Source organism: Achromobacter sp. JUb104 (genome assembly GCF_024806975.1).
Taxonomy (GTDB): Bacteria; Pseudomonadota; Gammaproteobacteria; order Burkholderiales; family Burkholderiaceae_B; genus Achromobacter; species Achromobacter spanius.
In genome coordinates this window covers 712,765-738,294 of sequence record NZ_JANUEY010000003.1, presented here as the reverse complement: position 1 = coordinate 738,294, position 25,530 = coordinate 712,765, and the positions used below count along the sequence as shown (strand labels likewise).

At 62.1% G+C, this 25,530-nt stretch carries 23 protein-coding genes and 1 tRNA gene; 19 read left to right on the top strand and 5 right to left on the bottom strand.

Annotated features, from left to right (window positions below; genetic code table 11):
- Positions 1-4 precede the first annotated feature (4 nt).
- The 10 genes from M2361_RS23845 (at position 5) to M2361_RS23800 (ending at position 12,239) form a co-directional block, all read left to right on the top strand.
- Positions 5-460 (top strand): hypothetical protein, encoded by a 456-nt coding sequence (locus M2361_RS23845; RefSeq protein WP_259252221.1) that lies wholly within the window; start codon positions 5-7, stop codon positions 458-460.
- 49 nt (positions 461-509) lie between these two features.
- A complete protein-coding gene (locus M2361_RS23840; RefSeq protein ID WP_259252219.1) occupies positions 510-2,345 on the top strand; it encodes a secretin N-terminal domain-containing protein in 1,836 nt (611 codons plus the stop codon).
- Between the two features lie 9 nt (positions 2,346-2,354).
- A complete protein-coding gene (locus M2361_RS23835; protein ID WP_259252217.1) occupies positions 2,355-2,831 on the top strand; it encodes a type II secretion system protein in 477 nt (158 codons plus the stop codon).
- Positions 2,806-3,195: a type II secretion system protein gene (locus tag M2361_RS23830; protein ID WP_100852870.1), complete on the top strand. Its 390-nt coding sequence runs from the start codon at positions 2,806-2,808 to the stop codon at positions 3,193-3,195. Before M2361_RS23835 ends, M2361_RS23830 begins: the two co-directional genes overlap by 26 nt.
- On the top strand, positions 3,170-3,661 hold the full coding sequence (locus tag M2361_RS23825; RefSeq protein ID WP_259252216.1) for a type II secretion system protein: 492 nt from the start codon (positions 3,170-3,172) through the stop codon (positions 3,659-3,661). Before M2361_RS23830 ends, M2361_RS23825 begins: the two co-directional genes overlap by 26 nt.
- A 267-nt stretch (positions 3,662-3,928) precedes the next feature.
- On the top strand, positions 3,929-4,615 hold the full coding sequence (locus M2361_RS23820) for a response regulator transcription factor (RefSeq protein ID WP_259252215.1): 687 nt from the start codon (positions 3,929-3,931) through the stop codon (positions 4,613-4,615).
- A gap of 155 nt (positions 4,616-4,770) precedes the next feature.
- A complete protein-coding gene (locus M2361_RS23815) occupies positions 4,771-5,943 on the top strand; it encodes a HAMP domain-containing sensor histidine kinase (RefSeq protein ID WP_259252211.1) in 1,173 nt (390 codons plus the stop codon).
- Between the two features lie 214 nt (positions 5,944-6,157).
- Entirely contained in the window at positions 6,158-7,702 is a 1,545-nt protein-coding gene (locus M2361_RS23810) for a lytic polysaccharide monooxygenase (protein WP_259252208.1), read from the top strand.
- Between the two features lie 272 nt (positions 7,703-7,974).
- On the top strand, positions 7,975-9,480 hold the full coding sequence (locus M2361_RS23805; protein WP_259252205.1) for a lytic polysaccharide monooxygenase: 1,506 nt from the start codon (positions 7,975-7,977) through the stop codon (positions 9,478-9,480).
- Positions 9,481-9,614: 134 nt separating this feature from the next.
- Positions 9,615-12,239, top strand: a complete 2,625-nt coding sequence (locus M2361_RS23800; protein ID WP_259252197.1) for a S8 family serine peptidase — start codon at positions 9,615-9,617, stop codon at positions 12,237-12,239.
- A gap of 224 nt (positions 12,240-12,463) precedes the next feature.
- Here the strand turns inward: M2361_RS23800 and M2361_RS23795 are convergent.
- Positions 12,464-12,539, bottom strand: a tRNA-Gly gene (locus M2361_RS23795).
- Positions 12,540-12,749: 210 nt separating this feature from the next.
- Here M2361_RS23795 and murB point away from each other — a divergent pair.
- Positions 12,750-13,796 (top strand): UDP-N-acetylmuramate dehydrogenase, encoded by a 1,047-nt coding sequence (murB, locus tag M2361_RS23790; protein WP_259252193.1) that lies wholly within the window; start codon positions 12,750-12,752, stop codon positions 13,794-13,796.
- Between the two features lie 66 nt (positions 13,797-13,862).
- Here the strand turns inward: murB and dapB are convergent, their stop codons facing one another.
- Both dapB and M2361_RS23780 read right to left on the bottom strand, forming a co-directional pair.
- Positions 13,863-14,654 (bottom strand): 4-hydroxy-tetrahydrodipicolinate reductase, encoded by a 792-nt coding sequence (dapB, locus tag M2361_RS23785; protein WP_259252187.1) that lies wholly within the window; start codon positions 14,652-14,654, stop codon positions 13,863-13,865.
- A gap of 17 nt (positions 14,655-14,671) precedes the next feature.
- Positions 14,672-15,208 carry an outer membrane protein assembly factor BamE gene (locus M2361_RS23780; RefSeq protein ID WP_259252183.1) on the bottom strand — a complete coding sequence of 179 codons (537 nt, stop codon included), beginning with the start codon at positions 15,206-15,208 and terminating at the stop codon, positions 14,672-14,674.
- A gap of 156 nt (positions 15,209-15,364) precedes the next feature.
- On the opposite strand from M2361_RS23780, the gene fur reads away from it, so the two are divergent.
- On the top strand, positions 15,365-15,784 hold the full coding sequence (gene fur / locus M2361_RS23775) for a ferric iron uptake transcriptional regulator (protein ID WP_259252181.1): 420 nt from the start codon (positions 15,365-15,367) through the stop codon (positions 15,782-15,784).
- A 154-nt stretch (positions 15,785-15,938) separates the two neighbouring features.
- Here fur and recN read toward each other — a convergent pair whose 3' ends face one another.
- Together recN and M2361_RS23765 are read right to left on the bottom strand one after the other, a co-directional pair.
- Positions 15,939-17,600 (bottom strand): DNA repair protein RecN, encoded by a 1,662-nt coding sequence (gene recN, locus M2361_RS23770; protein ID WP_259252178.1) that lies wholly within the window; start codon positions 17,598-17,600, stop codon positions 15,939-15,941.
- A 13-nt stretch (positions 17,601-17,613) separates the two neighbouring features.
- The gene (locus M2361_RS23765; RefSeq protein WP_100852855.1) at positions 17,614-18,513 is read right to left on the bottom strand and encodes an NAD kinase; all 900 of its coding nucleotides are present in this window, start codon (positions 18,511-18,513) and stop codon (positions 17,614-17,616) included.
- A 141-nt stretch (positions 18,514-18,654) separates the two neighbouring features.
- Between M2361_RS23765 and hrcA the strand changes: the two genes are divergently transcribed.
- The 7 genes from hrcA to dnaJ all read left to right on the top strand — a co-directional run bounded on the left by hrcA (position 18,655) and on the right by dnaJ (position 25,404).
- On the top strand, positions 18,655-19,659 hold the full coding sequence (gene hrcA / locus M2361_RS23760; RefSeq protein WP_050447240.1) for a heat-inducible transcriptional repressor HrcA: 1,005 nt from the start codon (positions 18,655-18,657) through the stop codon (positions 19,657-19,659).
- A 45-nt stretch (positions 19,660-19,704) separates the two neighbouring features.
- Positions 19,705-20,829 carry a ferrochelatase gene (hemH, locus tag M2361_RS23755; RefSeq protein ID WP_259252173.1) on the top strand — a complete coding sequence of 375 codons (1,125 nt, stop codon included), beginning with the start codon at positions 19,705-19,707 and terminating at the stop codon, positions 20,827-20,829.
- Entirely contained in the window at positions 20,819-21,055 is a 237-nt protein-coding gene (locus M2361_RS23750) for a hypothetical protein (protein WP_259252169.1), read from the top strand. The genes hemH and M2361_RS23750 overlap by 11 nt, the downstream gene beginning before the upstream one ends.
- Before the next feature lie 123 nt (positions 21,056-21,178).
- The gene (grpE, locus tag M2361_RS23745; protein WP_050447236.1) at positions 21,179-21,736 is read left to right on the top strand and encodes a nucleotide exchange factor GrpE; all 558 of its coding nucleotides are present in this window, start codon (positions 21,179-21,181) and stop codon (positions 21,734-21,736) included.
- 17 nt (positions 21,737-21,753) lie between these two features.
- Positions 21,754-22,158: a thioredoxin family protein gene (locus M2361_RS23740; RefSeq protein WP_259252168.1), complete on the top strand. Its 405-nt coding sequence runs from the start codon at positions 21,754-21,756 to the stop codon at positions 22,156-22,158.
- A gap of 80 nt (positions 22,159-22,238) precedes the next feature.
- Positions 22,239-24,164 (top strand): molecular chaperone DnaK, encoded by a 1,926-nt coding sequence (dnaK, locus tag M2361_RS23735; protein ID WP_050447234.1) that lies wholly within the window; start codon positions 22,239-22,241, stop codon positions 24,162-24,164.
- Between the two features lie 109 nt (positions 24,165-24,273).
- Positions 24,274-25,404, top strand: a complete 1,131-nt coding sequence (dnaJ, locus tag M2361_RS23730) for a molecular chaperone DnaJ (RefSeq protein ID WP_259252165.1) — start codon at positions 24,274-24,276, stop codon at positions 25,402-25,404.
- Positions 25,405-25,530 lie beyond the last annotated feature (126 nt).

The window sequence follows — 25,530 nt, the reverse complement described above, 5'->3', positions numbered from 1 at the left end:
ATGGATGACCGCGGTGTTTGTCGCCCTGGCGCCCGGCGCCGCCGTTCTGGCCGAGCCGGCACGCGAAGTGGATCTGTTTCCGTCGCAAAGCTGGGCCTCGTTGTTGGATCGTGGCAATGCGCAGGCGCAGGGCGACGCCGCCGACGCCGCCACGGCGCAGGCCGAGGTCCCGGCGCTTGACCTTGCCCTGCCGACCACGCCCGAGGGTAACGGCGCGGCCAGCATGCCGGCGTTCATGGCCATTGGCGAATGGTCTGACACCGGACGCCGCATCGTGGTGCTGGCGCATCAAGAGCAAACCTATTTGCTGTGCCAACGCTGCGACATCGCCGGTGCGGTGTGGCCCGGCGGCATGGTGGCGTCGCAGTACCGGTTCAAGGCGCTGGAACCGCAGCGCGTGGTGCTGCTGGATGCGCAGGGTCGGGAACTGCATGTGGACTTGGCGCCGCTGGCGCAATGAGCAAGACGCTCATCGAAACGAAAAATTATTTTGGGAATGGCAAGACATCATGATTGCAAAACCTGTTGTATTGGCCGCATTCCTCAGCCTGTTGCTGGGTGGATGCGCGGCCCCGGAATCCCTGAAGCGTGCGCTGGGCGGCGAGCCCGCGTCGACCGCTGACCGCCTGGCCGCCGGCCGCGCAAAGCTGGACAAGAACCCCAACGATATCGAAGCGGGCAAGGATGTGGCGCGTGACGGCGTCGCGCTGTCGCGCGAGATCCTGCAACGGGTACGCGTCAAGATGGAAGCGGGCGATGACGAGGCCGCCCTGCAGGACGTGATGGAGCTGTTGACGATCACCCCCGGCAATATGCGCGCCCAACAGCTCAAGACGCAGTTGGAGCAGCGTGTGCATCTGAACGCCGAGCTGGCCGAAGCGGTCAGGCTGCAATTCGACCACCCGCGCGAGGCGCTCTACAAGGTCAACCGCATCCTGCAGGAGCAGCCGGGGTTTCCGTCGGCCGAAGCGCTGCGCACGCAACTGCAGCGCCGCGATGTGGGCCGCCAGTCGGTCAAGCCGCGCTTGGCGGACGCGCTGCGCAAGCCCGTTACGCTGAACTTCAAGGCGCAACCCATCGTGCAGATCCTGGACACCATTTCGCTGGCGGCGGGCGTGGACTTCGTGCTGGACCCGGACGTGCAGACCAGCATGCCGGCCAGCATCATGGCGCGGCAGACCACGGCGGAAGATGCCATCAACCTGCTGTTGCGCACCAATCAGTTGGAAAAGAAGGTGCTGGATGCCCACACCTTGCTGATCTACCCGTCGCGTCCGGACAAAGACAAGGAATACCGCGAGCTGATGGTGCGGGTGTTCTACCTGAACCATGCGGATGCCACGCACGTGCTGGCGGCGTTGCGGCAGATCAGCGCGCCCAAGAACGTGCATCTGGACGAACGCGCCAATGCCGTGCTGGTGCGCGACACCCCGGAAGTCATGGCGGTGGTGGAGCGCGTGGTGGCGGCGCTGGACATCGCGCAGTCCGAAGTGACGATGGACGTGCAAGTGCTGGAAGTCAACGCCAGCGACGAGCTTGAAATCGGGGTGGACTACCCCAGCGACTTGCGCTTTTCCGTGCTGCCGCAAGGCGAAAACGGCAGGATCACGGTGGGTGACCTGTTGGGGCTGAACCAGGGCAAGATCGGCGTGACCAGCCGCAATGATCTGTCGGCGGCGCTGAACCTGCTGCAAAAGCGTGGCAAGACCAAGGTGTTGGCGAACCCGAAGATCCGCGTGCGCAACATGGAAAAGGCCAGCATCAAGATCGGTGAGAAGGTCCCCGTCGTGACGACGACCAACGCCAATGGCGTGGTGACGGAATCCGTGAACTACCAGGACGTGGGCCTGATCCTGCAGGTGGAACCGCGCATCAGCCTGAGCAATGAAGTCAGCGTGAAGGTCAGCATGGAAGTCAGCAACCTGAAGGGCGAGGTCAAGACGGCGGGCGGCGGCATCGTCTACCCGATGAGCACGCGCAACGCGGAAACCGTGATGACGGCACGTGACGGTGAAACCCAGGTGCTGGCGGGGCTGGTCAACCAGCAGCAGACGCGCAGCAGCAGCGGTGTGCCTGGACTGAGCGTGATGGGCTGGCTGGGCAGCCTGTTCGGGGGCCAGAAAAAGACGGATCAGAACACCGAGATAGTGCTGCTCCTGACGCCGCACATCGAACGCTCGATGGCGTTGCCGTCGGCGGCCGACAGCTACTTTCCGTCGGGCACGGAAGCGCGGGTCACCGTGATGCCGATGACCACCCAGGCGCCCGCCGCGGCGCCGGAAGCACCGGCTGCGGCGGGTGTTGCCCCGGCGCTGGATGCGGCGCTGACCAAGCCGCCTTTCTAAGGAAGGGTCATGCGCAAGCAATCGGGTTTCACGCTGATCGAGATGATGGCGGCCATGACCTTGCTGGCCCTGCTGTTGAGCGTCGCGCTGCCGTTCTCATCGCTGGTCAAGCAGCGCGCGCTGGAGCGCGAGCTACGCCAGAACCTGCACACCATGCGCGACGCGATAGACGCCTACTACCAGGCCAGCCGCGAAGGCAAGGTCGACAAGCCGCTGGACCGCAGCGGCTACCCCCCCGACCTGGAAGCCCTGGTCAAGGGCGTGCAGAACAAGACGGACCCCAATGGCGGCATGTTGTATTTCCTGCGCCGCCTGCCGGCCGATCCCATGTGCGAGAACTGCGAAAACCGCTCGGCGGCCGACACCTGGGACACCCGAAGCTATGACAGTTCGGCCGACTCATTCTCATCGGGCCGTGATGTGTTCGATGTGCGTTCAAAAAGTCAACGTAGAGGTCTCAATGGCGTTCCGTACAAAGATTGGTAAGCGCGGCTGCGCCGGCTTCACGCTGATTGAACTGATGGCGGTCATGGCCATCATCGGTGCGCTGATGTCGCTGGTAGCGCCGTCGTTTTTCAAAAGCAACGACCGCGCGCGCGAAACGGTGCTGCGTCACAACCTGCAATCGATTCGTCACGCTATCGACGATTACCGCGCCGACCATGGCAACAATCCCGATTCGCTGGATGTGCTTGTCGCCGATAAATACCTGCGCGAGCTTCCCATGGACCCGGTGACAGGCAAACGCGACAGCTGGTTGCCGCAGAACGGGGATGCGCCGGGCGTGAACGATGTAATCAGCGGCGCGACCGGCAGGGGGCTGGATGGGTTGGACTATGCGCGGTGGTGATCGCGGTGCGTTGTCGCGCCGTCAGGCGGGCTTCGGCTATCTGATGGTGCTGATGCTGGTGATGGCGGTGGCGACCGGGCTGACCGCGGTGGTGCAGCCATGGTCGATGCAGAAGCTGCGCGACCAGGAGGCCGAGCTGCTTTTCGTCGGTCAGCAATATCAACGAGCGTTGGCCTCGTATTACCTGTCCGGCACCGCGCCGGCGTATCCCAAAACCATGGACGCGCTGCTCAAGGACGACCGCGTGTCGTTCACGCGTCGCCATCTGCGCCGTCTTTATGCCGACCCGATTACCGGCGGCACCGAGTGGGGCATCGTCAAATCACCGGATGGGGGAATCATGGGGGTATATAGCCTGTCGGAACGAAAACCGATCAAACAGGACGGGTTTGCCGCGGAGCTGGGGGATATGTCGGGGAAATCCAGTTATCAGGACTGGAAATTTGTCTTCATGGGGATTAATTAAAAGCCTGCTTGGCGATTTCTAAAAGGTGGTTAAAGGCGCGCCAGGAATTTGTTGATAATCACCGGGTTATCTTTTGTCTTTCACGAAGAAGTAGCCGCATATTAAGGTTTTATTTTCATATATTGACATTTGGCTTTCCAGTTTTGGCTTTGAGAAATTTCTTATTGTTGTGTCTATCCCGGCATGAAATCATTCTGTCGGGGTATCAATGTGATTGCCGTAATAATAAAAGTCTTCGGGAATTGCGCTTACATAAGATCGGACTCAATGATTGTCGCCATTCTTGAAGATTCGCCCACTCAAGTCGAGTGGGTCACCAAGCTGCTGCAAAGCCACGGCCACCAGGCCTTCTCCCGCCGCGACGGCGATGGCTTCATCGCGCTATTGCAACAACAGAAGGTTGACGTTGTGCTGCTGGACTGGGAAGTGCCTGGCGCATCGGGCCTGGCCGTCTTGAAGTGGGCGCGATGCAACCTTGCGCCCAACATGCCCATCTTGATGCTGACGCAGCGCGACGACGAAGAGAGCATCGTGCAGGCCCTGAACATGGGCGCCGACGACTACCTGCAAAAACCGGTTCGCGAACGCGAATTGCTGGCCCGCATGAGCGCCCAGTTGCGCAAGTCGCAACGCGGCGAAGCCTCCGCGTTGCAGTTTCAGGTTGGCCATTTCGCCTTCAACCTGGAAGCCAAGACGCTGACGGTGGATGGACGCCCCGTGACCCTGCCCACGCGTGAATTCGATCTGGCCACGATGTTGTTTCGCAGCCCTGGCCGCATCATCACCAAAGACGCCTTGTGCCAGCAGATCTGGGGCACCGTTGACCGTAAATACGACGCGAGCCTGGCGACGTACGTCAGCAACCTGCGTTCGGCGTTGGGCTTGCGCTCACGCAACGGCTATGTGATCGCCACTGTGTACAACTACGGCTACCGCCTCGAACGCATGTATTGAGCCGGCGGGCATTCGCCCCGGCTTGCCTTGTGCGTGACCATTTGCAGCAACGTTTTTGCTGCGCACCCATCCCTTCCAATCGCTGTCCGCGCCTTCCGGGCGCCGCCGGTCCGACCGCGCGCTGCACGCGCCGCCGACAACTTCCGAGCCTGACGATGAAATTCCTGATTTGGCCTTATGCGCGCCTGGGCGCCAGAAAAAACGATGCGCTGCTGTTCTGCAATCTGGGCATCATCTTGCTTTGCTTCGCCGTGCCCAGCGATGGGCGGCCACTGACCGCCGCCGCGCCCGGCGTGCTGGCCGACTTTGGAATCCTGGCTGGCCTGGCCTTGTTCAGCGTGATCGCCGGGCAATCAAAAATGCGCTTTCGCGCCTTGGCCTGGCTGATCGGCTTTTGGCTGCTGGCGGCATTTGTCGTGATCACGGCGCGCCGTTGGACGCCGATGGTGGCGCCGGTAGTGGGTCTTGCGTTGGCGTACATCTGCGTGGTCCGGTGGCGCATGGCGACCCGCAACGCTCGCCGCGAACGCGTCTTGTCCGACGGCGCTGCATCGACGGCGCAGCTCGCCACGCAAAACGCCAAAGCCAACTGCGCCCGTGATAACGAAGTGATGCTGCAGATGATGCATGACCTGCGCAGTCCGCTGTCGACGATCCTGGTGATGGTGGACAAGCAAAGCGCGGAAAGCAACGATCCCAAGCAGGAAGCCTTTGCGGAATCGGTGCGGGAGCTGGCTCAGTACAGCTTGACCGTCGCCCAGGACTTCATGCATCTGTCCCGCGCGGAACGCCTGGACAAGGCCAATTTCCTGCCGGTTTCGCTGTTGGACATCGGCCAGGAAGCGGCCGATCAAGCCATGCTGTTGGCCGAACGCAAGGGCATCGACGTGCAAGTTCGCGAGTGCGGCGAGAAGCTGTGGGTGTCGGGCGACTATTGCATGTTGCAGCGCGCTGTCATGAACCTGCTGGACAACGCGATCAAGTATTCGGAAGCCGACACGCGGATTACGTTGTGCCTGAAGCGCCAAGGCGATATGGCGCGCATCAGCGTGATTGACGAAGGTATCGGCATTGCCGAGTCCGTCATGCCGCAACTCTGCCAGGCGTTTTTCCAGGTGGATCCGGGTGCTCGGGATGGTGTGGGCATGGGCTTGGCGCTGGTGGCAACGGTGGTCGACGCCCATGGTGGAAAGCTGTCGGTCGATTCCCGACCAAATGAAGGAAGCGAGTTTGCGCTCACATTTCCGGTGATGGTGATGCCATGCGTCGAAACAGATTATCGAGAGCCTCGGTCTGCATTTCGAACCGGCCTTAACGCCGCCTCATGAACAAGCGCCCTTGCGGCGCTTTTTTTTCGCGTGCGCGCCGCAATCTGCTTTTCATCTCGTATTGCGGCAACGGTGCAACACCTGCTTTTAATAGTGTGTTGAGAAAGGTTTTGCCGTTTTGGAGCGCCGGGAATAATGGCTTCGCTTTCACGAGAACCGTGCGATTTCCGGTTCACGGGGACGCAAAAACAATCCACTAAACGAAGGATATTTGATGACTAAAACCACTTTGCGCGGTGCAACCGCCAAGCTTGCCTTGCCGGTCGCGGCGCTGACGCAGGCTGTGCTGATGGCGATGGCACCCACGACGGTGTCCGCTCACGGCTCCGTGATCGATCCCCCCAGCCGTGAATACGCTTGCAACACGATGGACACGCCGTGGAACAACCCCAAGCACTCGGGTTGCGGCAAGATTGCCAACCAAGCGAGCAACTGGCAGTCCAACGCCATCCTGGGCGTCCGCAGCGACCACAAGGAACGCATCCGCGACGGCTTGCTGTGCTCTGGCGGCAAGGAAAGCTGGAAGGAACTGGACGCCGACCACGTGTGGCCCTCTACGGTGATCACGCCGGACGCCAACGGCAACGCGCAGTTCAAGTACCTGCAGACTGCGGCCCACATCTCCTCGTACTTCAAGACCTACATCAGCAAGGACAGCTACGATCCCAAGCGCGGCCTGCGTTGGGACGATCTGGAGCTGATCGGTGACACGGGCGCGCTGCCGCGTCCCGAGAACAACACGATCACCCCGCTGAACGTCAAGATTCCCGCCCACTTCACTGGCAAGCGTGTGATCTATAGCGTGTGGCAACGTGACCCCGTCAATGACAACGCCGAAGCGTTCTACGCATGCTCGAACGTGGAAGTTATGCCTGCCAACGTGCAGTGGCAAGCCAGCGGCGCGCTGCAAGGCGGCCAGGTGCAAGCCGGTTCGAAGATGACCCTGCGCGTATTCAACCTGAGCCGCGCCGGCGACCTGGAAAGCCATTCGATCATCGTCAAGGCCGGTGAAGAACAGGCAGCCCAGTGGATGTACGCCCTGGCCAAGGAAGTCAACAGCAAGTCGTCGGTCATCAAGGTCGGCAAGATGCAGTCCAACGGTCAGGTGACGCCGCAGCAAAGCGACACCGAAAATCAGGTCTATGGCCTGAACAAGAAGGTGGGCTTCGCGATCGACAACAAGGGCGTCGAGCCGGTGGATCCGCCGCCCGTCGTCATCAATGCGCCCACGGCTCAACTGACTGGCCCGGCAACGGCCAATGCTGGCGAGCGCGTTTCGCTGTCGGCCAAGGGTTCGAACAACGGTGGCGGCACCTTGAAGTTCCAGTGGACCGCTCCGGCTGGCATCACCGCTTCGGCGCTGAACCAGGCTGACCTGAGCTTCACCGCTCCGGCGCTGACGCAAGACAAGTCCTACTCGTTCACCGTCAAGGTCACGAACGAAAAGGGTTCGTCGAGCAAGACGCATTCGGTTCTGGTCAAGAAGCAAGCCCAAACCGGCGGCGGCACTGACGGTGGCAACACCGGCGGTAACGAAGGCGGCAACGGTGGTACCGATGGCGGCAATGGCGGCCAGACCGGCCAGTACCCGGCCTACAAGGAAGGCACCACGTACGCAGCCGGCGACAAGGTCACCAACGGCGGCAACGTCTACGAGTGCAAGATCTGGCCCGTGACCGCATGGTGCAGCGCTTCGCCGTTGCACTACGCACCCGGCAAGGGCATGGCTTGGCAGCAAGCTTGGGACCTGGTGAAGTAATTCCCTTCACTGTTCTCAATCTGAGCTGAAATTGCTTGAAAATCCGCAGTAAATAACGCGGAAAAATGAAGTTCCTGGTCCCTCGTGCGAAAGCGCGGGGGATTTTTTTTGCCGCCAGATTATTTTCTTAATGAGTGTGGGGAAAGTGCTTTAAGGAATCGTTTATCAACTTTGATTATCAAAGGGCTTCCGGCCGAGAATGAATTCACCTTGTCCTGCGTGCTGCATGGAAGGTGATTTATTCAACCTCACTCTGAAGCGTTTATAAAAAAATGGCGAAATTCAAATTAACTCTGGTGGGCGGCCTGGTACTGGCGGCCGTATCCGGTTCGGTCCTGGCTCATGGCACCATGTCGCATCCGAAGGCGCGCATCCTGCATTGCCACGCGGGCAGTCAGAGCGAAGGTTGCGCCGCATTCAAGGCGCAGGGCGGCAGCGTGTACGACTGGCGTGAAGTCTGGCAGAAGCCGGGCGGCGAAAAGACCGTTGCCTCCACGCCGGGCGATCGCCTTTGCGACGGCGGCACCAAGGCATCGCATCGCGGCCTGAACGCGTTGGCCCAATGGCCCATCACCACGCTCAAGCCGGACGCCAATGGCAATGTCACGCTGAAGTGGAACCACACCGTCGCCCACCGCACGAAGTCGCTGCAATTCTTCATCACGAAGATGCCGTACGACTCGACCAAGCCGCTGCAATTTTCCGACTTCGAAAAGTTCTGCGAACAACGCGACTTCACGCCGGCCGCTGCGGGCGAAGGCCGTGAGCAGGAATATAGCTGCACGCTACCCGCCGGCAAGACGGGTCGCCACCTGATCATGAGCGTCTGGAACACCAACCACGTGGGTGATGGCGTCACCTCGGGCGAGTCCTATCGCGCGTGCGGCGACGTGAATATCGAAGGCGTCAGCAACGTCATCAAGCCGTCCGATATCGGCGCGCTGTATTCGATTGGCGAAACCAAGGTGGGTGAAACGCTGGTCTGGCGTCTGGCCGACCCCAAGCGCAACGGCGAATACCTGGAACAACTGCGCGTGCCGCTGGACGAGAACGCCGTGCAAGGCGAGCGCTGGACGCAAGTGTTGGGCAATGCCGTCAACGGCTCGTCCAAGCGCGTGCGTGTCGGCCAACTGGGCGCCGACGGCAAGACCGTGACGCCGATCGTGGGCGTGGACAAGTCGCACGTGTATTCGATGGACGGCAACAAGTACCACTTCGTGGTCACCAAGGAAGCGGCTGATATCAAGCCGGATCCCGTGGTCATCCCGCCGCAGTCGAGCATCATCGGCCCGGTCAATGTCCAAGCGGGCCAGAAGGTGACGTTGTCGGGTTCGGCGTCGACCGGTACCGATCTGAAGTTCTCGTGGACGGTGCCGGCCGGCATCAGCGCCGCGGTGAAGGATCAGCCCACGCTGAGCTTCGTGGCGCCCACGTTGACCAAGGACCAGCAGTACTCGTTCACGCTGACGACCCGCAACGACAAGGGCACTTCGGACGCCTCGCACCTGGTGACGGTCAAGGGCAAGCCGGTCGTCGATGAAGGCGGCAATGGTGGTAGCGGCGGTACCGGCGGCAATGGCGGCAATGGCGGCACCGGCGATACGCCGCCCGCCTACAAGGCCGGCACCGCCTACAAGGCGCATGAGCGCGTGACGAACCTGGGCAAGGTCTACGAGTGCAAGCCGTGGCCCTACACCAACTGGTGCGGCCAGTCGCCGTTCCACTACGAGCCCGGCAAGGGCGGCTACTGGACCCAGGCCTGGAACCTGATCAAGTAAGCCGTCGTTATTGAGGCGGGCCAAGGCGGTAGACGTCTTGGCCCGCGCTGGACGCCAGCCCCCTCTCAGTGATGGGAGGTGGGCTTTCTTTTTGCGTTGTTGGATCCGCCGTCAAGGCGGATCACTGAATAGCCATGAAAAACAAAATACAGTTATCGATGCTTGCGCTGATGCTCGGCACGGCATTTTCGGCTCCGGGGCACGCCGCACAGGGTGATGAGCCTCGGCCCATCTACATTCGGCTGAAGGCCGAGGCTCCCAATCCGGCCCAGCGCACCGCGCCTGCGCCCGAGGTGGCCAACGCGATGGACGCGCTGACTCGCCTGACCCCCGGCATGGAGCCCTTGGTGCCCCTGTCGCCCATGATGCGCAGCCACGAGGATATTGCCGCGCTGGAACGGCATAACCTCACGCGCTACTACAAGATTTCCGCCGAGATGATGCGCGGCCGCGATGCGGAATTGCTGGTCAAGCAGTTGTTGGAAAATCCGCTGGTGGAAAGCGCCCAGATCGAGCCTGTGCCGATGTCGATGGGCGAGGGCCTGGAGGCCGAACCCGCCATGGAGATTACGCGCGCCGCGTCCGGCACGCCGGACTACAGCAAGTGCGACGGCGCTCTTGCGCCGACTTGCCAAAACTATATGCAGTCGCCCACGCCCGGTTATTGGCCGCTGGGTGGCGTCAACGCCTTCGAGGCGCAGCGCCTGACCGGTCACTATGGCGAAAACGTCCGTGTCATTTCCAACGAGATCGGGCATTGGGACTTCGATCATCTGGACCTGCCCAAGCCTTTCCTGCACCACGGTAGCTATGTGCAGAAGCCTGATTCCCACGACACCATGTCGGCCGGCATCATGTTCGGCCAGAACAATGGCTATGGGGTGACCGGCATCGTGCCGCAAGCCCAAGCCGGCTATACCAAGTACAGCCCCAGCGGCATGATCGACCTGCGCAACGTGCTGCAGGCTGGGGACGTGGTGCAGATCGGCGTGCAATACAAGTTCAGCAATGGCTGCGGGCCCACCACCGCTTGCTTCCTGCCGGTGGAGCACGTGGATGTGGTGTATGACGCCATTTCTTATTTGACCCAGGAAAAGGGCGTGCACGTCATCCTGGCGGCGGCCAATGGCAGCGCCAACCTGGATGATCCCTATCACCGTGGGCGCTATGACCGTACCAAGCGTGATTCAGGCGCCATTTATGTGGGCGCGGCCGATCCGATGCTGGGCAGTACTGCGTGGTTCTCGGAATACGGCAGCCGCGTGGACACTTTCAGCTGGGGCGGGCGCGTGACGACCACGGACTGGAAGGACGGTCAGCACAATCTGTACACGACGGCTTACAGCGGCACGTCGTCCGCCAACCCCATCATCGCAGGCAGCGTGGCGTGGTTGCAGAGCCTGGCGCGCGAGCGTGGCCTGGGCAATATTCCCCCCAAGGTCATGCGGCAGATCCTGGTGGACAGCGGCAACCCGGTGCCGATCGTTGATCCGGCTCGCCCCATCGGCGTACAACCCGATCTGGTCCGCGCGGCGGAACTGCTGGGCGGCGACAGCATCGGTGGCCAGGCGCCGCAGGCGCATGTCAACGGTTCGGCGCAAGCCAATGCGGGCGACAAGGTAGTGCTGTCGGCAACTGAATCGACCGGCAAGGACCTGGCCTATGCCTGGAGCAGCCAGCCTGCGCTGAAGTTCGTCGAACAAGGCGTCAAGGCCAGCTTCGTCGCGCCGGAAAACACGAAGGACGTTGCCTACCGCATCACGCTGAAAGTGACCGACTCGCAAGGGCGCAGCGCCACTGCGCACCATGGCGTGCTGGTCAAGGCGAAGGCGGCCGGTGTGTGCGCCAACGCGCCTGCCTGGGATGCCCGCAAGGTGTACAACGTGCCGAACGAGGCCGTGTCGTACAACGGCAAGGTGTATCACCAGAACTACTGGAACGTGGATGCCGCGCCGGACAAGAACTCGGCCCAGTACGGCAAGCCGTGGAAAATGCCCGAAGCCTGCGACCTGGAGCCGGCACCCGTGCCGCTTCCGGTTGCGCGTATCAGCGGCCCGACCGAAGTCAAGGCGTTGCAAGTGGCCACGTTGTCAGCCACCGGTTCCACGGGCCAGGGCCTGAAGTATGTGTGGACGAGCCTGGATGACATCGCTTTGCAAGGCAATGGCGCAACCGTCACGTTCTATGGCCCGCCGCTGGGCGAGGACCGTAACCTGACGTTCAAGCTTGCCGTGACCGACGATCGCGGTCGTACCGCCACCGCCAGCCACGTAGTCAAGGCCAAGGCCAAAGAGGTGGTGCCCGAAGTGATTGCGCCGCAAGCCAAGCTGAGCGGCCCTGCCACGGTCAAGAGCGGCGAGCGCGTCGTCTTGTCGGGCAAGGCGTCCACCGGTACGGACCTGCGCTACCGCTGGACTGTGCCCGCGGGCATTTCCGCCGGGGCGCTGGACCAGGCGGACATCAGTTTCGTCGCACCGTCCACCGCGAAGGACACGCCTTACCGCTTTACGCTGACGGTCAGCAACTCGCGTGGCGAAGTCCAGGCCAGCCACACCGTGACGGTGTTGGCGAAGCCTGCCGTGGGCGGATACCCCCAGTACAAGGCGGGCACGATCTACAAAGCGGGTGATAAGGTCGTGAACGTGGGCAAGACGTTTGAATGCAAGATATTCCCCTACAGCGGCTGGTGCAGCCAGTCGCCTTCGCACTATGCACCCGGTACGGGTTCGCATTGGCGCGATGCGTGGATTCAGCGATAAGTCTTCCATCGACCAAGCCTGACGCGATTGCCGCGTGAAGCACCGCAGCCTCTGCCGGTTTTCTGGCGGGGGCTGTTTTTTTTGGGGAAGGAGTAGGGGGCTCGCGCGCGAACGCGAATGCGCGGCGGAAATGAAAAAAGGGCCGGACAACGTGTGTCGGGCCCTTTTTGGTGACTTTCAGTGTTCATGAACGCTTGGATTCTTGAACGCTGCAAATCTGAATTTGGAGCGGGAGACGAGTCTCGAACTCGCGACCTCAACCTTGGCAAGGTTGCGCTCTACCAACTGAGCTACTCCCGCATGGGTTCCGTCATGAACTACTCAGAACCTGTTTCTTATTCACTCTGATCAACTTGGTTATCGATCAGAAGGCGCGCATCTTACATGATTTTTTTGAGCTTGTCATTTGAGTTTGGTACTTGGCCGAACCAATGGCCAGTGGGCTAAACCCAAACACTCAATCAAGTAATATGAGCGAAGACAGAAACTATAGCATAACCCGTAGCACCCATGTCAACTCACTCTGCTATCGAATCGGCGCCAAACGCGCTGACTCCCGTTGCCCAAGACCTGAGCCCGCTGAATACGCTGGGATTGGCGTCACGAGCCGAAGCGTTCGTATCGCTGGACGACGTGTCCCAACTGCCGGCCTTGTCCGATCTGGCGCGGCGCGCGGATAGCCTCTTGGTGCTGGGCGGCGGCAGCAATCTGGTGTTGCCCGAGCGCGTTCCCGGGCTGGTGGCCAAGGTGGCGTTCAAGGGCGTGCGCCTGCTGCAAGACCTGCCGGACGCCTGGCTGGTTGAGGCGGCGGGCGGGGAAAACTGGCACGGCTTTGTCGAACAATGTGTGGCGCAAGGTTGGGACGGGCTGGAAAACCTGGCGCTGATTCCGGGCACGGTTGGGGCAGCGCCGGTACAGAACATTGGTGCGTATGGGGTTGAGTTTGAAGAACGATTTCACAGCCTGACCGCCTGGGATGTGCCGGCGGGGCGGTTTGTTGAGATGGGGCCGTCCGACTGCCGCTTTTCCTATCGCGACAGCGCCTTCAAGCATGACGCGCCGGGCCGCTGGATCATCGTCAGCGTGCGCTTCGCCTTGCCCCGGCCTTGGCGTCCCGTGCTGGGCTATCCCGACCTGCAACGTCACGAGCGGCTTGCCCAGGGCGCGCCCACCGCGCGGGGCATTTTTGATGCGGTCTGCGAAATTCGCCGTGCGAAGTTGCCCGATCCTGCCGTGACCGGCAACGCCGGCAGCTTTTTCAAGAACCCGATCGTTGAGGCGGATGTCCGCGACAGTCTGGCCCAGCAGTTCCAGGGCTTGGTGTCCTACGCGCAGCCCGACGGCCGCTACAAGCTGGCGGCGGGCTGGCTGATCGACCAATGTGGTTGGAAAGGGCAGGCGCTGGGAGCAGCCGGCGTGCATGACCGGCAGGCGCTGGTACTGGTGAACCGCGGCGGCGCCAAGGCTGCCGACATCATGGCTCTGGCGCGTGCGATTCAAGCGTCGGTGCAGGCGCGATACGGTGTCAGGTTGGAGCCTGAGCCGGTGGTGGTCTAGGGCAATTCGGTGCGCGCATTAAAAAAGGATCCCGTGGGGATCCTTTTTTGTTGGAAGGGCGCAGGCTTAGAGGCCCAGCACGGATTGCATGTCGTACAGGCCGTTGTGCTTGTCTTCCAGGAAGCGGGCGGCGCGCAGCGCGCCTTCCGCGTAGGTGGCGCGGCTGCCGGAGCGATGCGTGATTTCAATGCGCTCGCCAATGCCGCAGAACGATACGGTGTGGTCGCCCACGATGTCGCCGCCCCGCAGGACCGAGAAGCCGATGGTGCCGGGCTTGCGCACACCGGTGTCGCCATGGCGGCTCCAGGTGGCCACGTCGGGCAGCGCCACGTCCCACGCGGACGCGATGGTTTCGCCCATCTTCAGCGCGGTGCCCGAGGGGGCGTCGACCTTGTTGCGGTGATGTGCTTCGAACACTTCGACGTCGTAGCCGGAATTCAGGATGCGGGCAGCCATGTCCAGCAGCTTGAGCGTGGCGTTGACGCCCACGCTCATGTTGGGCGCGAACACGATGGCGATTTTTTGCGCGGCCACTTCGATGGCGGCGCGGCCGTTGTCGTCGAAGCCAGTGGTGCCGATGACGGCGCGCGTGCCGTGCTTCACGCAGGCTTGCAGATGTTCGAGCGTGCCTTCGGGCCGCGTGAAGTCGATCAGGCAATCCGCATTGGCCAGCGCGTCGAGATCATCGGTAATGAGCACACCGGTTTGCTGACCCAGCGGGGCGCCCGCGTCCTGGCCCAGGGAGGTCGAGCCCTTGCGGTCCAGCGCAACCGTCAATTGCAGGTCGGAGGACTTGAGGATGGCGTCGATCAACATCTGGCCCATACGGCCGCTTGCGCCGGCAATTGCAATACGCATGAAAAAATCCTTGGAAGTTACCGGAGCGGCTCGGGCGCGTTGCCGGGCTGGCCGGGATACTGGTTCAGCGGGCTGACGGGGGCGTCGGCATCACGCTTTTCCAGGTCTTGCTCTTGCTTGATCCGGGCTTCGTCCTGATCCAGGCGCTTGTCCGCCTTTTCGTCGGCGGTGCTGCTGGGCGTGTTCAGCTGATAGGGTTGCAGGTCAGGCTGCTTGTCGCCTTCCCAGCGGGTCAGGCGGTCGTTTTCGAACCAGACGGTGAACTTGCGTTCACGCGCTTCGCCGTAGCCGGGCTTGTAATAGTAGGGGTAGTCCCAGCGGTTGGCGTGCAGCACGCTGGTCAACGTGGGGCTGCCCAGCGCAAAGCGGACTTGCTCGCGGGTCATGCCGGGCTGCAACAGCGCAACTTGTTCCTGGGTGATCCAGTTGCCTTGCTGGACACCGGCTTTGTAGGGGAAGCCCCACTTGTCCCCCGAGCAGCCGGCAAGGGCGATGGCCAGGGCGGCAACGGCCAATCCGGTCTTCAGCGAGCGGGAGGGAATTCGTGCAATCATGGACACTACGCGCCCCTATTATTTGGAAGCAGACAAAACCGTTATCATAAAGGTTTCATAAGGATAGTTCCGCGAGGCGGCATGAAATCAGGTGAGCCGGCTCGCGGTGCACCCTTGAACCTGCCCATGCCTACGCGGACGGAGAGCGATTACACCATGAGCGACCAAAGCGAACTGAAGAACATGGGTTTGAAGGCGACGTTTCCGCGCCTGAAAATTCTTGATATTTTCCGCAAGTCCGACCTGCGCCACCTCAGCGCCGAAGATGTTTACCGCGCCCTGATCGGCGAAAACGTCGAAATCGGCCTGGCGACGGTCTACCGTGTGCTGACGCAGTTTGAACAGGCAGGCATCCTGGCTCGCAGCCAGTTCGACAGCGGCAAGGCCGTCTTCGAACTGAACGACGGCGACCACCATGATCACCTGATCTGCACGAATTGCGGCACGGTGGTCGAGTTCTCGGATCCGGACATCGAAAAGCGCCAGCAGAAGATCGCCAAGGACAACGGTTTCGCGCTGGAAAGCCACGCGATGGTGTTGTACGGCGTGTGCAGCACGTGCTTGAAAGGGCGCTAAACCGCTAGCGTTCGCCCCACGGTCTGTGGCCGCGCTCGCTGCGGGCCAGTGAGATCAAAAGCCCCTTTTAGAAGAAGGGGCTTTTTTTGTGCGCGCTTTTTCTGCGCGCTTTTTTGTACGCATTGGGTACGCATTAACCTGAACCCGCGTGGCATCAGGCGGCAGGCTGGCCGAAACCTTCCAACATTTCGCGGGCGTGTTCGCGGGTGGTCGCGGTGAGCTTGATGCCGCCCAGCATGCGGGCGATTTCCTCGACGCGCGCCGCGGCGTCCAGCTCTTCGATGCTGGAGCGCGTGGTGCCGCGCGATTCCGCCTTGCTGACCAGGAACTGGTTGTTGGCGCAAGCCGCCACTTGGGGCAGGTGGGTCACGCACAGCACTTGATGGCGTTCGCCCAGTTCGCGCAACAATTTGCCCACGGCTTCGGCCACCGCGCCACCCACACCGCTGTCGACCTCGTCGAAGATCAGCGTGGGCACGCGCGCCGCGCGGCTGGCGATGACGGACAGCGCCAGCGAAATACGTGACAACTCTCCGCCCGAAGCCACTTTGGCCAAGGGGCGCGGCGTGGTGCCGGCGTGGCCGGCCACCAGGAATTCCACCTGCTCGTTGCCGTGCGCGGACGGCGCGCCGGGCGTCAGCGTCGGTTCAAACTTGCCGCCTTGCATGGCCAGCGTCTGCATGGCCAGCGTGACTTGCTTGCCAAGGTCTTTGGCCACCTTGCGGCGGGCCGTCGTCAGCTTGGCGGCGGCGGCGTCGTATTGCGCTTGGGCGGCTGTCGACTGGGCGCGCAGCGCGTCGATGTCGCCCGCCGCCTGCAGCGCAGTCAGTTCGGCATGCAGGGAATCGCGCAGTTCGCATAGCGCGTCGGGCTCGACCCGGAATTTCCGCGCGGTTTCAAACACCAGGCCCAGGCGCGCTTCCACGTCGGCCAGCCGCTTGGGGTCAAGGTCGACACGGCTGACATAGTTGTTCAAGTCGGACACGGCTTCGCTGATGGCGATGCGGGCGGACTCCAGTTCGTCGTACACCCCTTGCAGGCCGGGGTCGTGCCGCAGCAGTTGGTGAATGCGGTGATTGGCGGCGGTGACGCGGTGGTGCGCGGAATCGCCTTCGCCATCCAGCCCTTCCAGGATTTGCGAGGCGCCGTCCAGCAGCGACTGGGAATGCGACAGGCGCGTGTGCTCGGATTGCAGGGCGTCCCATTCGTCCGGCCCCAGCGCCAATTGGTCAAGCTCATCAACCTGCCATTGCAGGCGGTCGCGTTCGTTAGCCAAGCTAGCGGCGTCTTTTTCGGCGGCTTCCAATTGGCGTGCCAGCGCACGCCATTGCTTCCAGGCCTGGCCCACGGCCTGGCGCAGATCGCCATGGCCGCCGTGGGCGTCAAGCAGATCGCGTTGGGCGTCGGGGCGCATCAGGCTTTGATGGGCGTGCTGGCCGTGGATGTCGACCAGGCTGTCGCCCAGCTCGCGTAATTGCCCCACGGTGGCCGGCGTGCCGTTGATATAGGCGCGGCTGCGTCCTTGCGCGTCGATGACGCGGCGCAGCGACAGTTCGTCGTCGGCGTCTATTTCGCGTTCGGCCAGCCAGGCGTGCAGTGACTTGGGGGTGTCGAACACCGCGGTGATGTCGGCGCGCGGCGCCCCTTCGCGCAGCATGCTGGCGTCGCCGCGTTCGCCAAGCGTCAACGCCAGGGCGTCCACCAGGATGGATTTGCCGGCGCCGGTCTCGCCGGAGAACACGGTAAAACCCGAGCCGAAATGGATCTCGGTTTGCTCAACAATGACGAAGTCGCGGATATGCAGGGTGCGCAGCATGTCGGGGCGCTTACTACTCTACGTTGTCGGTGGCTTGGGGCATCAGGTTCCAGTGCAGCTTGCGGCGCAGGGTGGAAAAGAAGCTGTAGCCCTCGGGATGCACGAAGCGGATGGTGTGCGGCGCGCGCTGCACGACGATACGGTCGCCGGGTTGCAGGTCCGACCAGGTCTGCATGTCGAAATGCACGCTGGCGCCGACTTCCACGCGGCCCATGGCGGTAAGCGTCATGTTCAGCACGCCGGTGTCGGGTATGACGATAGGGCGGTTCGACAGCGTTTGCGGCGCCACGGGCACCAGCACCATGGCGTTCAAGCCGGGGTGCAGGATGGGGCCGTTGGCCGACAGCGCATAGGCCGTTGAGCCGGTGGGCGTGGCGATGATCAGGCCGTCGGCGCGCTGCGTGTACATGAAAGCGCCGTCCAGTTCGACGCGCACTTCAATCATGCCGCCGCGTCCGGCGCGGTTCAGCACGACGTCGTTGAGTGCCGACGCCGAATACATTTTCTGGTCGCCGCGCCACACGCTGCCTTCGAGCAGCATGCGTTCTTCGATCTGGAAGCTGCCTTCCAGCACGCGGGCCAAGGCGCCGTGCGCGTCCTGCAAGGGAATATCGGTAATGAAGCCCAGCCGCCCATGGTTGATGCCCACCAGCGGCACACCGTAGGGTGCCAGATGCCGGCCCGCGCCCAGCACGGTGCCGTCGCCGCCCATCACGACGGCCAGCGACGCATTCTGGCCAATCTCTTCGAGGGTAGCCACCGGGTATTCAGTCAGGCCCGTGTTGCGGGCGGTGTCCGCATCGATGAGCACATGCCTGCCCGCTTGCGTCAGCGCGTGCGCAAGGGCTCTCAGCGGGGTGTCCAGGCCGGTGTCCTGGTATCTGCCGATCAGGGCGACGGTAGGAAAGTGCATGGATGCGGGCGAATCAAAAAGGCGGGACCCGAAGGTCAAAATCTACCCGGAATGGGCGGATTAGCCGATTATATGGGGCCGCATATCGGCTTGCGGGACAAAAATCGCCTTAATTGGAAAAGATTCCCTAAAATACCTGCTATGGATGACCGCGCACGCGCACTACTGAAAGCGTTGATAGAACGCTACATCGCCGATGGGCAGCCTGTCGGCTCGCGGACGCTATCGAAAGTCTTCGACTTGTCCCCAGCCACCATCCGCAATGTCATGGCGGATCTGGAAGAGCTGGGGCTGATCCATAGCCCGCACACCTCCGCCGGCCGCGTTCCCACGCCGCGGGGCTATCGCATGTTCGTCGATTCCCTGCTGGCCGTTCAGCAGTATCAATTGCAGCCTCACAACATCGGCGAAATGCTGTCGGCCGCGGAACCCACCCGTGCCGTCAATGCGGCCGCCGCCTTGCTGTCGAACCTCACGCAGTTTGCCGGCGTGGTGCTGACGCCCAAGCGCGCCCAGGTGTTTCGCCAGATTGAATTCATCCGTCTGTCCGACAAGCGCGTGTTGCTGATCATCGTCACGCCGGACGGCGACGTCCAGAACCGCATTCTCTTTGTACAGCGCGACTACGCCGAAGCCGAATTGCTGGAAGCCGGCAATTTCTTCAACATGCACTTCGCGGGCAAGTCCTTCAACGCGGTGCGCCAGACGCTGTCCACGGAACTGGCACAACTGCGCGAAGACATCTCGCGCTTGATGCAGGCGGCGGTCGAGGCCAGCGCCGAAGCCGCCGAGGACGGCGACGCGATGGTCATTTCCGGCGAGCGCAAGCTGCTGGACGTGACCGACATCGCGTCCGACATGGACCGCCTGCGCAAGATGTTCTCGCTGTTCGAAAAAAAGACCGATCTGCTTCAACTGCTGGACGTGTCCAGCCGCGCGCAGGGCGTGCAGATCTATATCGGTGGCGATTCCCAGTTGGTGCCGATGGAAGAGGTTTCGGTCATCACGGCGCCTTACGGCGTGGACGGCAAGGTGGTGGGCACGCTGGGAGTCATCGGCCCCACCCGCATGGCGTACGAGCGCGTGATTCCCATTGTGGACATTACCGCTCGCCTGCTGTCCAACGCGCTCAGCCACAATCAGTAGTTCCATTCAAAGCTGCATCCTCCTTGCGGAGGAAGGGGAGTTTTTGTGTTTCTTCGCCTGTTCAAGTATTTGTGGCCTGAACGCTACCTGCCGGAAGCCGAGCAGGACGACCCCTTCAACGAAGACCCGCCTGCCCGCGCGCCCAGCAAGGTCGGGGTGCTGCTGGTCAACCTTGGCACGCCTGATACCCCGGATATCCCGGGCATCCGCAAATACCTGGGTGAGTTCCTGTCCGACCCGCGCGTCATTGAAATCCCCCGCTATCTCTGGAAGCCCATTCTGCATGGGCTGGTACTGACCTTGCGTCCCAAGAAGCTCGCGCCGCGCTATGCCGGCGTCTGGCTGAAGGACGGCTCGCCGCTTATGGTTTACAGCCGGCGGCAGGCGGATGGCGTGCGTGCCGCGCTGGAAGTGGCGGGCATCGACGCCGTGGTCGAATTGGGCATGCGCTATGGCAACCCGTCCATTCCGGACGCGATCTCCCGCCTGCGCGCGGCCGGTTGCGAGCGCATCCTGACCGTGCCGCTGTACCCGCAGTACGCCGCCAGCACCACCGCCACCGTGGTGGACGCCGTGACCCGGCATGCCGCGCGCTTGCGCGACCAGCCCGAACTGCGCTTCACCAAGCGGTTTCACGAAGACCCGCTCTGGCTGGACCCGCTGGCTGCCCGCATCGAATCCTTCTGGCGCGACCACGGCAAGCCGCAGAAACTGGTCATGAGCTTCCACGGTTTGCCGCGTTATTCCATTGAGCTGGGCGACCCTTATTACCGCGATTGCATGGAATCGGCACGCCTGCTGTCGCAGCGCCTGTCCCTGCCGCGTGAGCAGATTGAAGTGACCTTCCAAAGCCGCTTCGGCACGGCCCGTTGGCTCGAACCCTATACCGAGCCCACGCTTAAGGCCTTGGCCGCTTCGGGGGTCACCGAGGTGGATGTGGTGTGCCCGGGATTTGTGGCAGACTGTCTGGAAACCCTGGAAGAGATCAGCCTGGAATGCCGCGACGCCTTTATCGAGGCGGGCGGCAAGCAGTTTCGGTACATCCCCGCGCTGAACGACGATCCAGCGTGGATCGCCGGCTTGGCCACCTTGGTGGAACGAAACTTGCAGGGTTGGCCGTTGAAGATCCAGGTCAACACGGACTTGAAGGAGAAGGCGCATGCACCATGATCCCAAGAGCGGCAAGGATGTAAAAAAGGGGACGGTTGCGACCCCGGTGGACGAGGATCAGGTCGAGCACGACCTGGACGAAGCGCTGGCGGAGACCTTCCCGGCCAGCGACCCCATCGCGATCCGTCCGGAACCGGACGACGACGACAAGCAGGTTGACCGCGCGCTGAAGGAAAGCTTTCCGGCCAGCGACCCGGTTGCGCCCGCACAGCCCCACAAAAAGTAAGCGGCCCAGCCCGCCCAGGCCTGGGCGGGCGCCGTCAGGGAATATTTCGCTTTCCCGGGCTTGAAATAGGGGTATTGGCCCCCATTCATGTCTGCGAAAGCCATTCTTTTTGGAGGATTCCCCATGACGGCACCCCACGAGCCTGCAGATCAGACGCCCGAAGTCGGCCAGAACGCCGACGCGGCCCCCGCCGCCCAGGACGACGCTCAGGCCGAGCTGAACGAGTTGCGCGCCCAGTTGGACGCCGCCCAGGCTACCGTCAATGAGCAGCATGACCAGCTTCTGCGTGTGCAAGCCGAAGCTGAAAACGTGCGCCGCCGCGCCCAGGAAGAAGTGTCCAAGGCGCGCAAATTCGGCATCGAATCGTTTGCCGAGAGCCTGGTTCCGGTCAAAGACAGCCTGGAAGCCGCGTTGGCCCAGCCCGACCAGACCGTTCAGACCCTGCGCGAAGGCGTCGAAGTGACCCTGAAGCAGTTGTCCGCCGCGTTCGAGCGCAACATGCTGAAGGACATCGCGCCGGCCCAGGGCGACAAGTTCGACCCGCACCTGCATCAGGCAATTTCGTCGATTCCCCATGAGCAGCCGGCCAATACCGTGGTGCAGTTGCTGCAAAAGGGCTACGTCATTGCCGACCGCACGTTGCGCCCGGCGCTGGTGGTTGTGTCTGCCGGCCAAGGCTGAACCGCTCCCCGCGCGCCATGACCGACCCCCGCTTCGATCCGGCTCAAGTCTTCCAGGTGTTCGGCATGCGTCATGTCGACACCGCGGGATTCGACGCCGCCGTGGTCCAGGCGCCGGGAACGGATCTGCGTTGCGTGTTTTTGTGGGGGCAGGATTGCTATAACTGCAATCTTTTCAAGCAGGCGGCGCTGCTGCACCAGGATAGTTTGTTGAACCTGGGCTTGACTTGGTTCGAGGCTGACGTCTACGCCGACGAACCCTTGGGCCGGCGCTTTTCGCTGCATGGTGTCCCCACTTTTGTGCTGTATCGGGCCGGCAAACGGTTGGGGCGCATCACCGGTTGGCCCGGATTGCCCCAATTCACGGCGGCGATCCAGCGCTTGCAGGATCCGATTGCGGAAAATTCAAGCCAGACGTCTTGAAAACCCTGCGAGCAACCCCAGTTATGTGGGGACAAGAAGTTTTCCTCTATTTTCATAGATTTAATTCAAGGTAACCCACCATGAGCAAGATTATTGGCATTGACCTGGGCACGACCAACAGCTGCGTGGCTGTCATGGACGGCGGGCAGGTCAAAATCATTGAAAACGCGGAAGGCACTCGCACCACTCCCTCGATCGTCGCCTACATGGACGACGGCGAGACGTTGGTCGGCGCGCCTGCCAAGCGTCAGGCCGTGACCAACCCGCGCAACACGCTGTACGCGGTGAAGCGCCTGATCGGCCGCAAGTTCGAAGAAAAGGCAGTGCAAAAGGACATCGATCTGATGCCCTACACCATCGCCCGCGCCGACAACGGCGACGCCTGGGTGGAAGTGCGCGGCAAGAAGATGGCGCCTCCCCAAGTGTCGGCCGACGTGCTGCGCAAGATGAAGAAGACCGCCGAGGACTACCTGGGCGAAGAAGTGACCGAGGCCGTCATCACGGTGCCCGCCTACTTCAACGACAGCCAGCGCCAAGCCACCAAGGACGCCGGCCGCATCGCCGGTCTGGAAGTCAAGCGCATCATCAACGAACCCACCGCGGCTGCATTGGCCTTCGGTCTGGACAAGACCGAAAAGGGCGACCGCAAGATCGCCGTCTATGACTTGGGTGGCGGCACGTTCGACGTGTCCATCATCGAAATCGCTGACGTCGACGGTGAAAAGCAGTTTGAAGTGCTGTCGACCAACGGTGACACCTTCCTGGGCGGCGAAGACTTCGACCAGCGCATCATTGACTACATCATTGCCGAGTTCAAGAAAGAACAAGGCGTTGATCTGTCCAAGGACGTGCTGGCCCTGCAACGCCTGAAGGAAGCGGCTGAAAAGGCCAAGATCGAACTGTCTTCGGCGCAGCAAACCGAAATCAACCTGCCGTACATCACGGCGGACGCCTCGGGTCCGAAGCACTTGAACCTGAAGATCTCGCGCGCCAAGCTGGAAGCGCTGGTCGAAGAACTGATCGAACGCACGATCGAACCCTGCCGCGTCGCCATCAAGGACGCCGGCGTTAAGGTTTCCGACATCGACGACGTGATCCTGGTCGGCGGCATGACCCGCATGCCCAAGGTTCAGGAAAAGGTGAAGGAATTCTTCGGCAAGGAACCGCGCAAGGACGTGAACCCTGACGAAGCCGTCGCCGCTGGCGCCGCCATTCAAGGTTCCGTGCTGTCGGGCGACCGCAAGGACGTGCTGCTGCTGGACGTGACGCCGCTGTCGCTGGGTATCGAAACCCTGGGCGGCGTGATGACGAAGATGATCCAGAAGAACACGACGATCCCGACCCGGTTCTCGCAAACCTTCTCGACCGCTGACGACAACCAGCCGGCCGTGACGATCAAGGTGTTCCAGGGCGAACGCGAAATCGCCGCGGGCAACAAGGCGCTGGGCGAGTTCAACCTTGAAGGGATCCCGCCGTCGCCGCGTGGCATGCCGCAGATCGAAGTCACGTTCGACATCGACGCCAACGGCATCCTGCACGTGTCCGCGAAAGACAAGGGCACCGGCAAGGAAAACAAGATCACCATCAAGGCCAACTCGGGTCTGTCGGAAGACGAGATCCAGCGCATGGTCAAGGATGCCGAGGCCAACGCCGAGGAAGATCACCGCGTTGCCGAGCTGGCTCAGTCGCGCAACCAGGCCGACGCGCTGGTGCACGCCACCCGCAAGTCGTTGACCGAGTACGGCGACAAGCTCGAGGCTTCCGAAAAGGAAAGCATCGAGGCCGCCATCAAGGACCTGGAAGACACGCTGAAGGAAGGCGACAAGGCCGCGATCGACGCCAAGGTGGAAGCCCTGTCGACCGCATCGCAGAAGCTGGGCGAAAAGATGTACGCCGACATGCAGGCGCAGCAAGCCGCCGGCCAGCAGCAAGCGGCCGATAACGCGAAGCCGGTGGACGACAACGTCGTTGACGCCGACTTCAAGGAAGTCAAGCGCGACCAATAATGGCCGGGCGCTGACCAGCCTCTGCCGCCCGGTAGCCGGAGAAATCCGCCTACCGGGCGTACTCATTCTGTAGCACTGAAAAGATGGCTCTTTTTTGAGCCCACGGATCATGGCAAAACGCGACTATTACGAAGTTCTGGGCGTGGCAAAGAACGCCTCGGACGACGAACTCAAGAAGGCCTATCGAAAGCTGGCCATGAAATACCACCCGGACCGCAATCCGGACAGCAAAGAAGCCGAAGAGAAGTTCAAGGAAGCCAAGGAAGCCTACGAGGTCCTGGGCGATGAACAGAAGCGTGCCGCGTATGACCGCTACGGCCATGCGGGCGTGGACCCCAATTCCGCCGGCATGGGCGGGGCGGGGATGGGCGGCGGTTTCGCCGACGCCTTCGGCGACATTTTTGGCGAGATATTTGGCGGCGGCGGCGGTGGCCGTCGTGGCGGCGGCCCGCAGGTGTACCGCGGCGCCGACCTGAAGTACGCGCTGGAAATCACGTTGGAACAGGCCGCGGCCGGGTTCGACACTGAAATCCGCGTACCGAGCTGGGAACACTGCGATACCTGCCACGGCTCTGGCGCCAAGGCCGGCACATCGCCCAAGACCTGCCGCACCTGCGGGGGTTCGGGCGCGGTGCGCATGCAGCAGGGTTTCTTCAGCGTGCAGCAAACCTGCCCGACCTGCCACGGCAACGGCAAGGAAATCACTGATCCCTGCCCGGCGTGCGACGGCGTGGGTCGTATCCGCCGCAACAAGACGCTGCAGGTGAAGATTCCGGCCGGTATCGATGACGGCATGCGTATCCGCTCCAGCGGCAATGGCGAACCGGGCATCAACGGCGGTCCTCCGGGCGACTTGTATGTGGAAATCCACATCAAGCAGCACAAGATCTTCCAGCGCGATGGCGACGACCTGCACTGCGAGCTGACCATTCCGTTCACCACGGCGGCGTTGGGCGGCGAATTGCAGGTGCCGACGTTGGGCGGCAAGGCCGAGATTTCGATTCCCGAGGGCACGCAGTCCGGTAAAACCTTCCGTTTGCGCGGCAAGGGTATTCGCGGCGTGCGGGGCAGCTATCCGGGTGATCTGTACTGCCACGTGGTGGTGGAAACGCCGGTGCGCCTGAGCGAGGACCAAAAGAGCATCCTGCGCCAGTTCGAGACGTCGCTGAACGACGGGGGCGATCGCCACTCGCCGCAAAGCAAGTCCTGGACGGATCGGGTGAAGGAGTTCTTCAGCTGATAGGGCTGAAGGATGGGAAAAAGCCGCGAATTTGGTCGCGGCTTTTTTTTGGGTTTTTGCGGGGGATTTTTTTGGTTCTTGAGGGGATTTGTGTGGGGTTGGGGCGCTGCTTGATGGGTTGCGCGC

Bases quoted from the DNA above. Each gene is read 5' to 3' on its own strand.
- fur (WP_259252181.1), top strand. From the start codon at position 15,365: ATGAGCGACCAAAGCGAACTGAAGAACATGGGTTTGAAGGCGACGTTT.
- grpE (WP_050447236.1), top strand. From the start codon at position 21,179: ATGACGGCACCCCACGAGCCTGCAGATCAGACGCCCGAAGTCGGCCAG.
- dnaK (WP_050447234.1), top strand. From the start codon at position 22,239: ATGAGCAAGATTATTGGCATTGACCTGGGCACGACCAACAGCTGCGTG.
- M2361_RS23845 (WP_259252221.1), top strand. From the start codon at position 5: ATGACCGCGGTGTTTGTCGCCCTGGCGCCCGGCGCCGCCGTTCTGGCC.
- M2361_RS23840 (WP_259252219.1), top strand. From the start codon at position 510: ATGATTGCAAAACCTGTTGTATTGGCCGCATTCCTCAGCCTGTTGCTG.
- M2361_RS23835 (WP_259252217.1), top strand. From the start codon at position 2,355: ATGCGCAAGCAATCGGGTTTCACGCTGATCGAGATGATGGCGGCCATG.
- murB (WP_259252193.1), top strand. From the start codon at position 12,750: ATGTCAACTCACTCTGCTATCGAATCGGCGCCAAACGCGCTGACTCCC.
- M2361_RS23830 (WP_100852870.1), top strand. From the start codon at position 2,806: ATGGCGTTCCGTACAAAGATTGGTAAGCGCGGCTGCGCCGGCTTCACG.
- recN (WP_259252178.1), bottom strand. From the start codon at position 17,600: ATGCTGCGCACCCTGCATATCCGCGACTTCGTCATTGTTGAGCAAACC.
- M2361_RS23820 (WP_259252215.1), top strand. From the start codon at position 3,929: ATGATTGTCGCCATTCTTGAAGATTCGCCCACTCAAGTCGAGTGGGTC.
- M2361_RS23780 (WP_259252183.1), bottom strand. From the start codon at position 15,208: ATGATTGCACGAATTCCCTCCCGCTCGCTGAAGACCGGATTGGCCGTT.
- M2361_RS23765 (WP_100852855.1), bottom strand. From the start codon at position 18,513: ATGCACTTTCCTACCGTCGCCCTGATCGGCAGATACCAGGACACCGGC.
- M2361_RS23740 (WP_259252168.1), top strand. From the start codon at position 21,754: ATGACCGACCCCCGCTTCGATCCGGCTCAAGTCTTCCAGGTGTTCGGC.
- dnaJ (WP_259252165.1), top strand. From the start codon at position 24,274: ATGGCAAAACGCGACTATTACGAAGTTCTGGGCGTGGCAAAGAACGCC.
- M2361_RS23815 (WP_259252211.1), top strand. From the start codon at position 4,771: ATGAAATTCCTGATTTGGCCTTATGCGCGCCTGGGCGCCAGAAAAAAC.
- hrcA (WP_050447240.1), top strand. From the start codon at position 18,655: ATGGATGACCGCGCACGCGCACTACTGAAAGCGTTGATAGAACGCTAC.
- M2361_RS23825 (WP_259252216.1), top strand. From the start codon at position 3,170: ATGGGTTGGACTATGCGCGGTGGTGATCGCGGTGCGTTGTCGCGCCGT.
- dapB (WP_259252187.1), bottom strand. From the start codon at position 14,654: ATGCGTATTGCAATTGCCGGCGCAAGCGGCCGTATGGGCCAGATGTTG.
- M2361_RS23750 (WP_259252169.1), top strand. From the start codon at position 20,819: ATGCACCATGATCCCAAGAGCGGCAAGGATGTAAAAAAGGGGACGGTT.
- M2361_RS23810 (WP_259252208.1), top strand. From the start codon at position 6,158: ATGACTAAAACCACTTTGCGCGGTGCAACCGCCAAGCTTGCCTTGCCG.
- M2361_RS23805 (WP_259252205.1), top strand. From the start codon at position 7,975: ATGGCGAAATTCAAATTAACTCTGGTGGGCGGCCTGGTACTGGCGGCC.
- M2361_RS23800 (WP_259252197.1), top strand. From the start codon at position 9,615: ATGAAAAACAAAATACAGTTATCGATGCTTGCGCTGATGCTCGGCACG.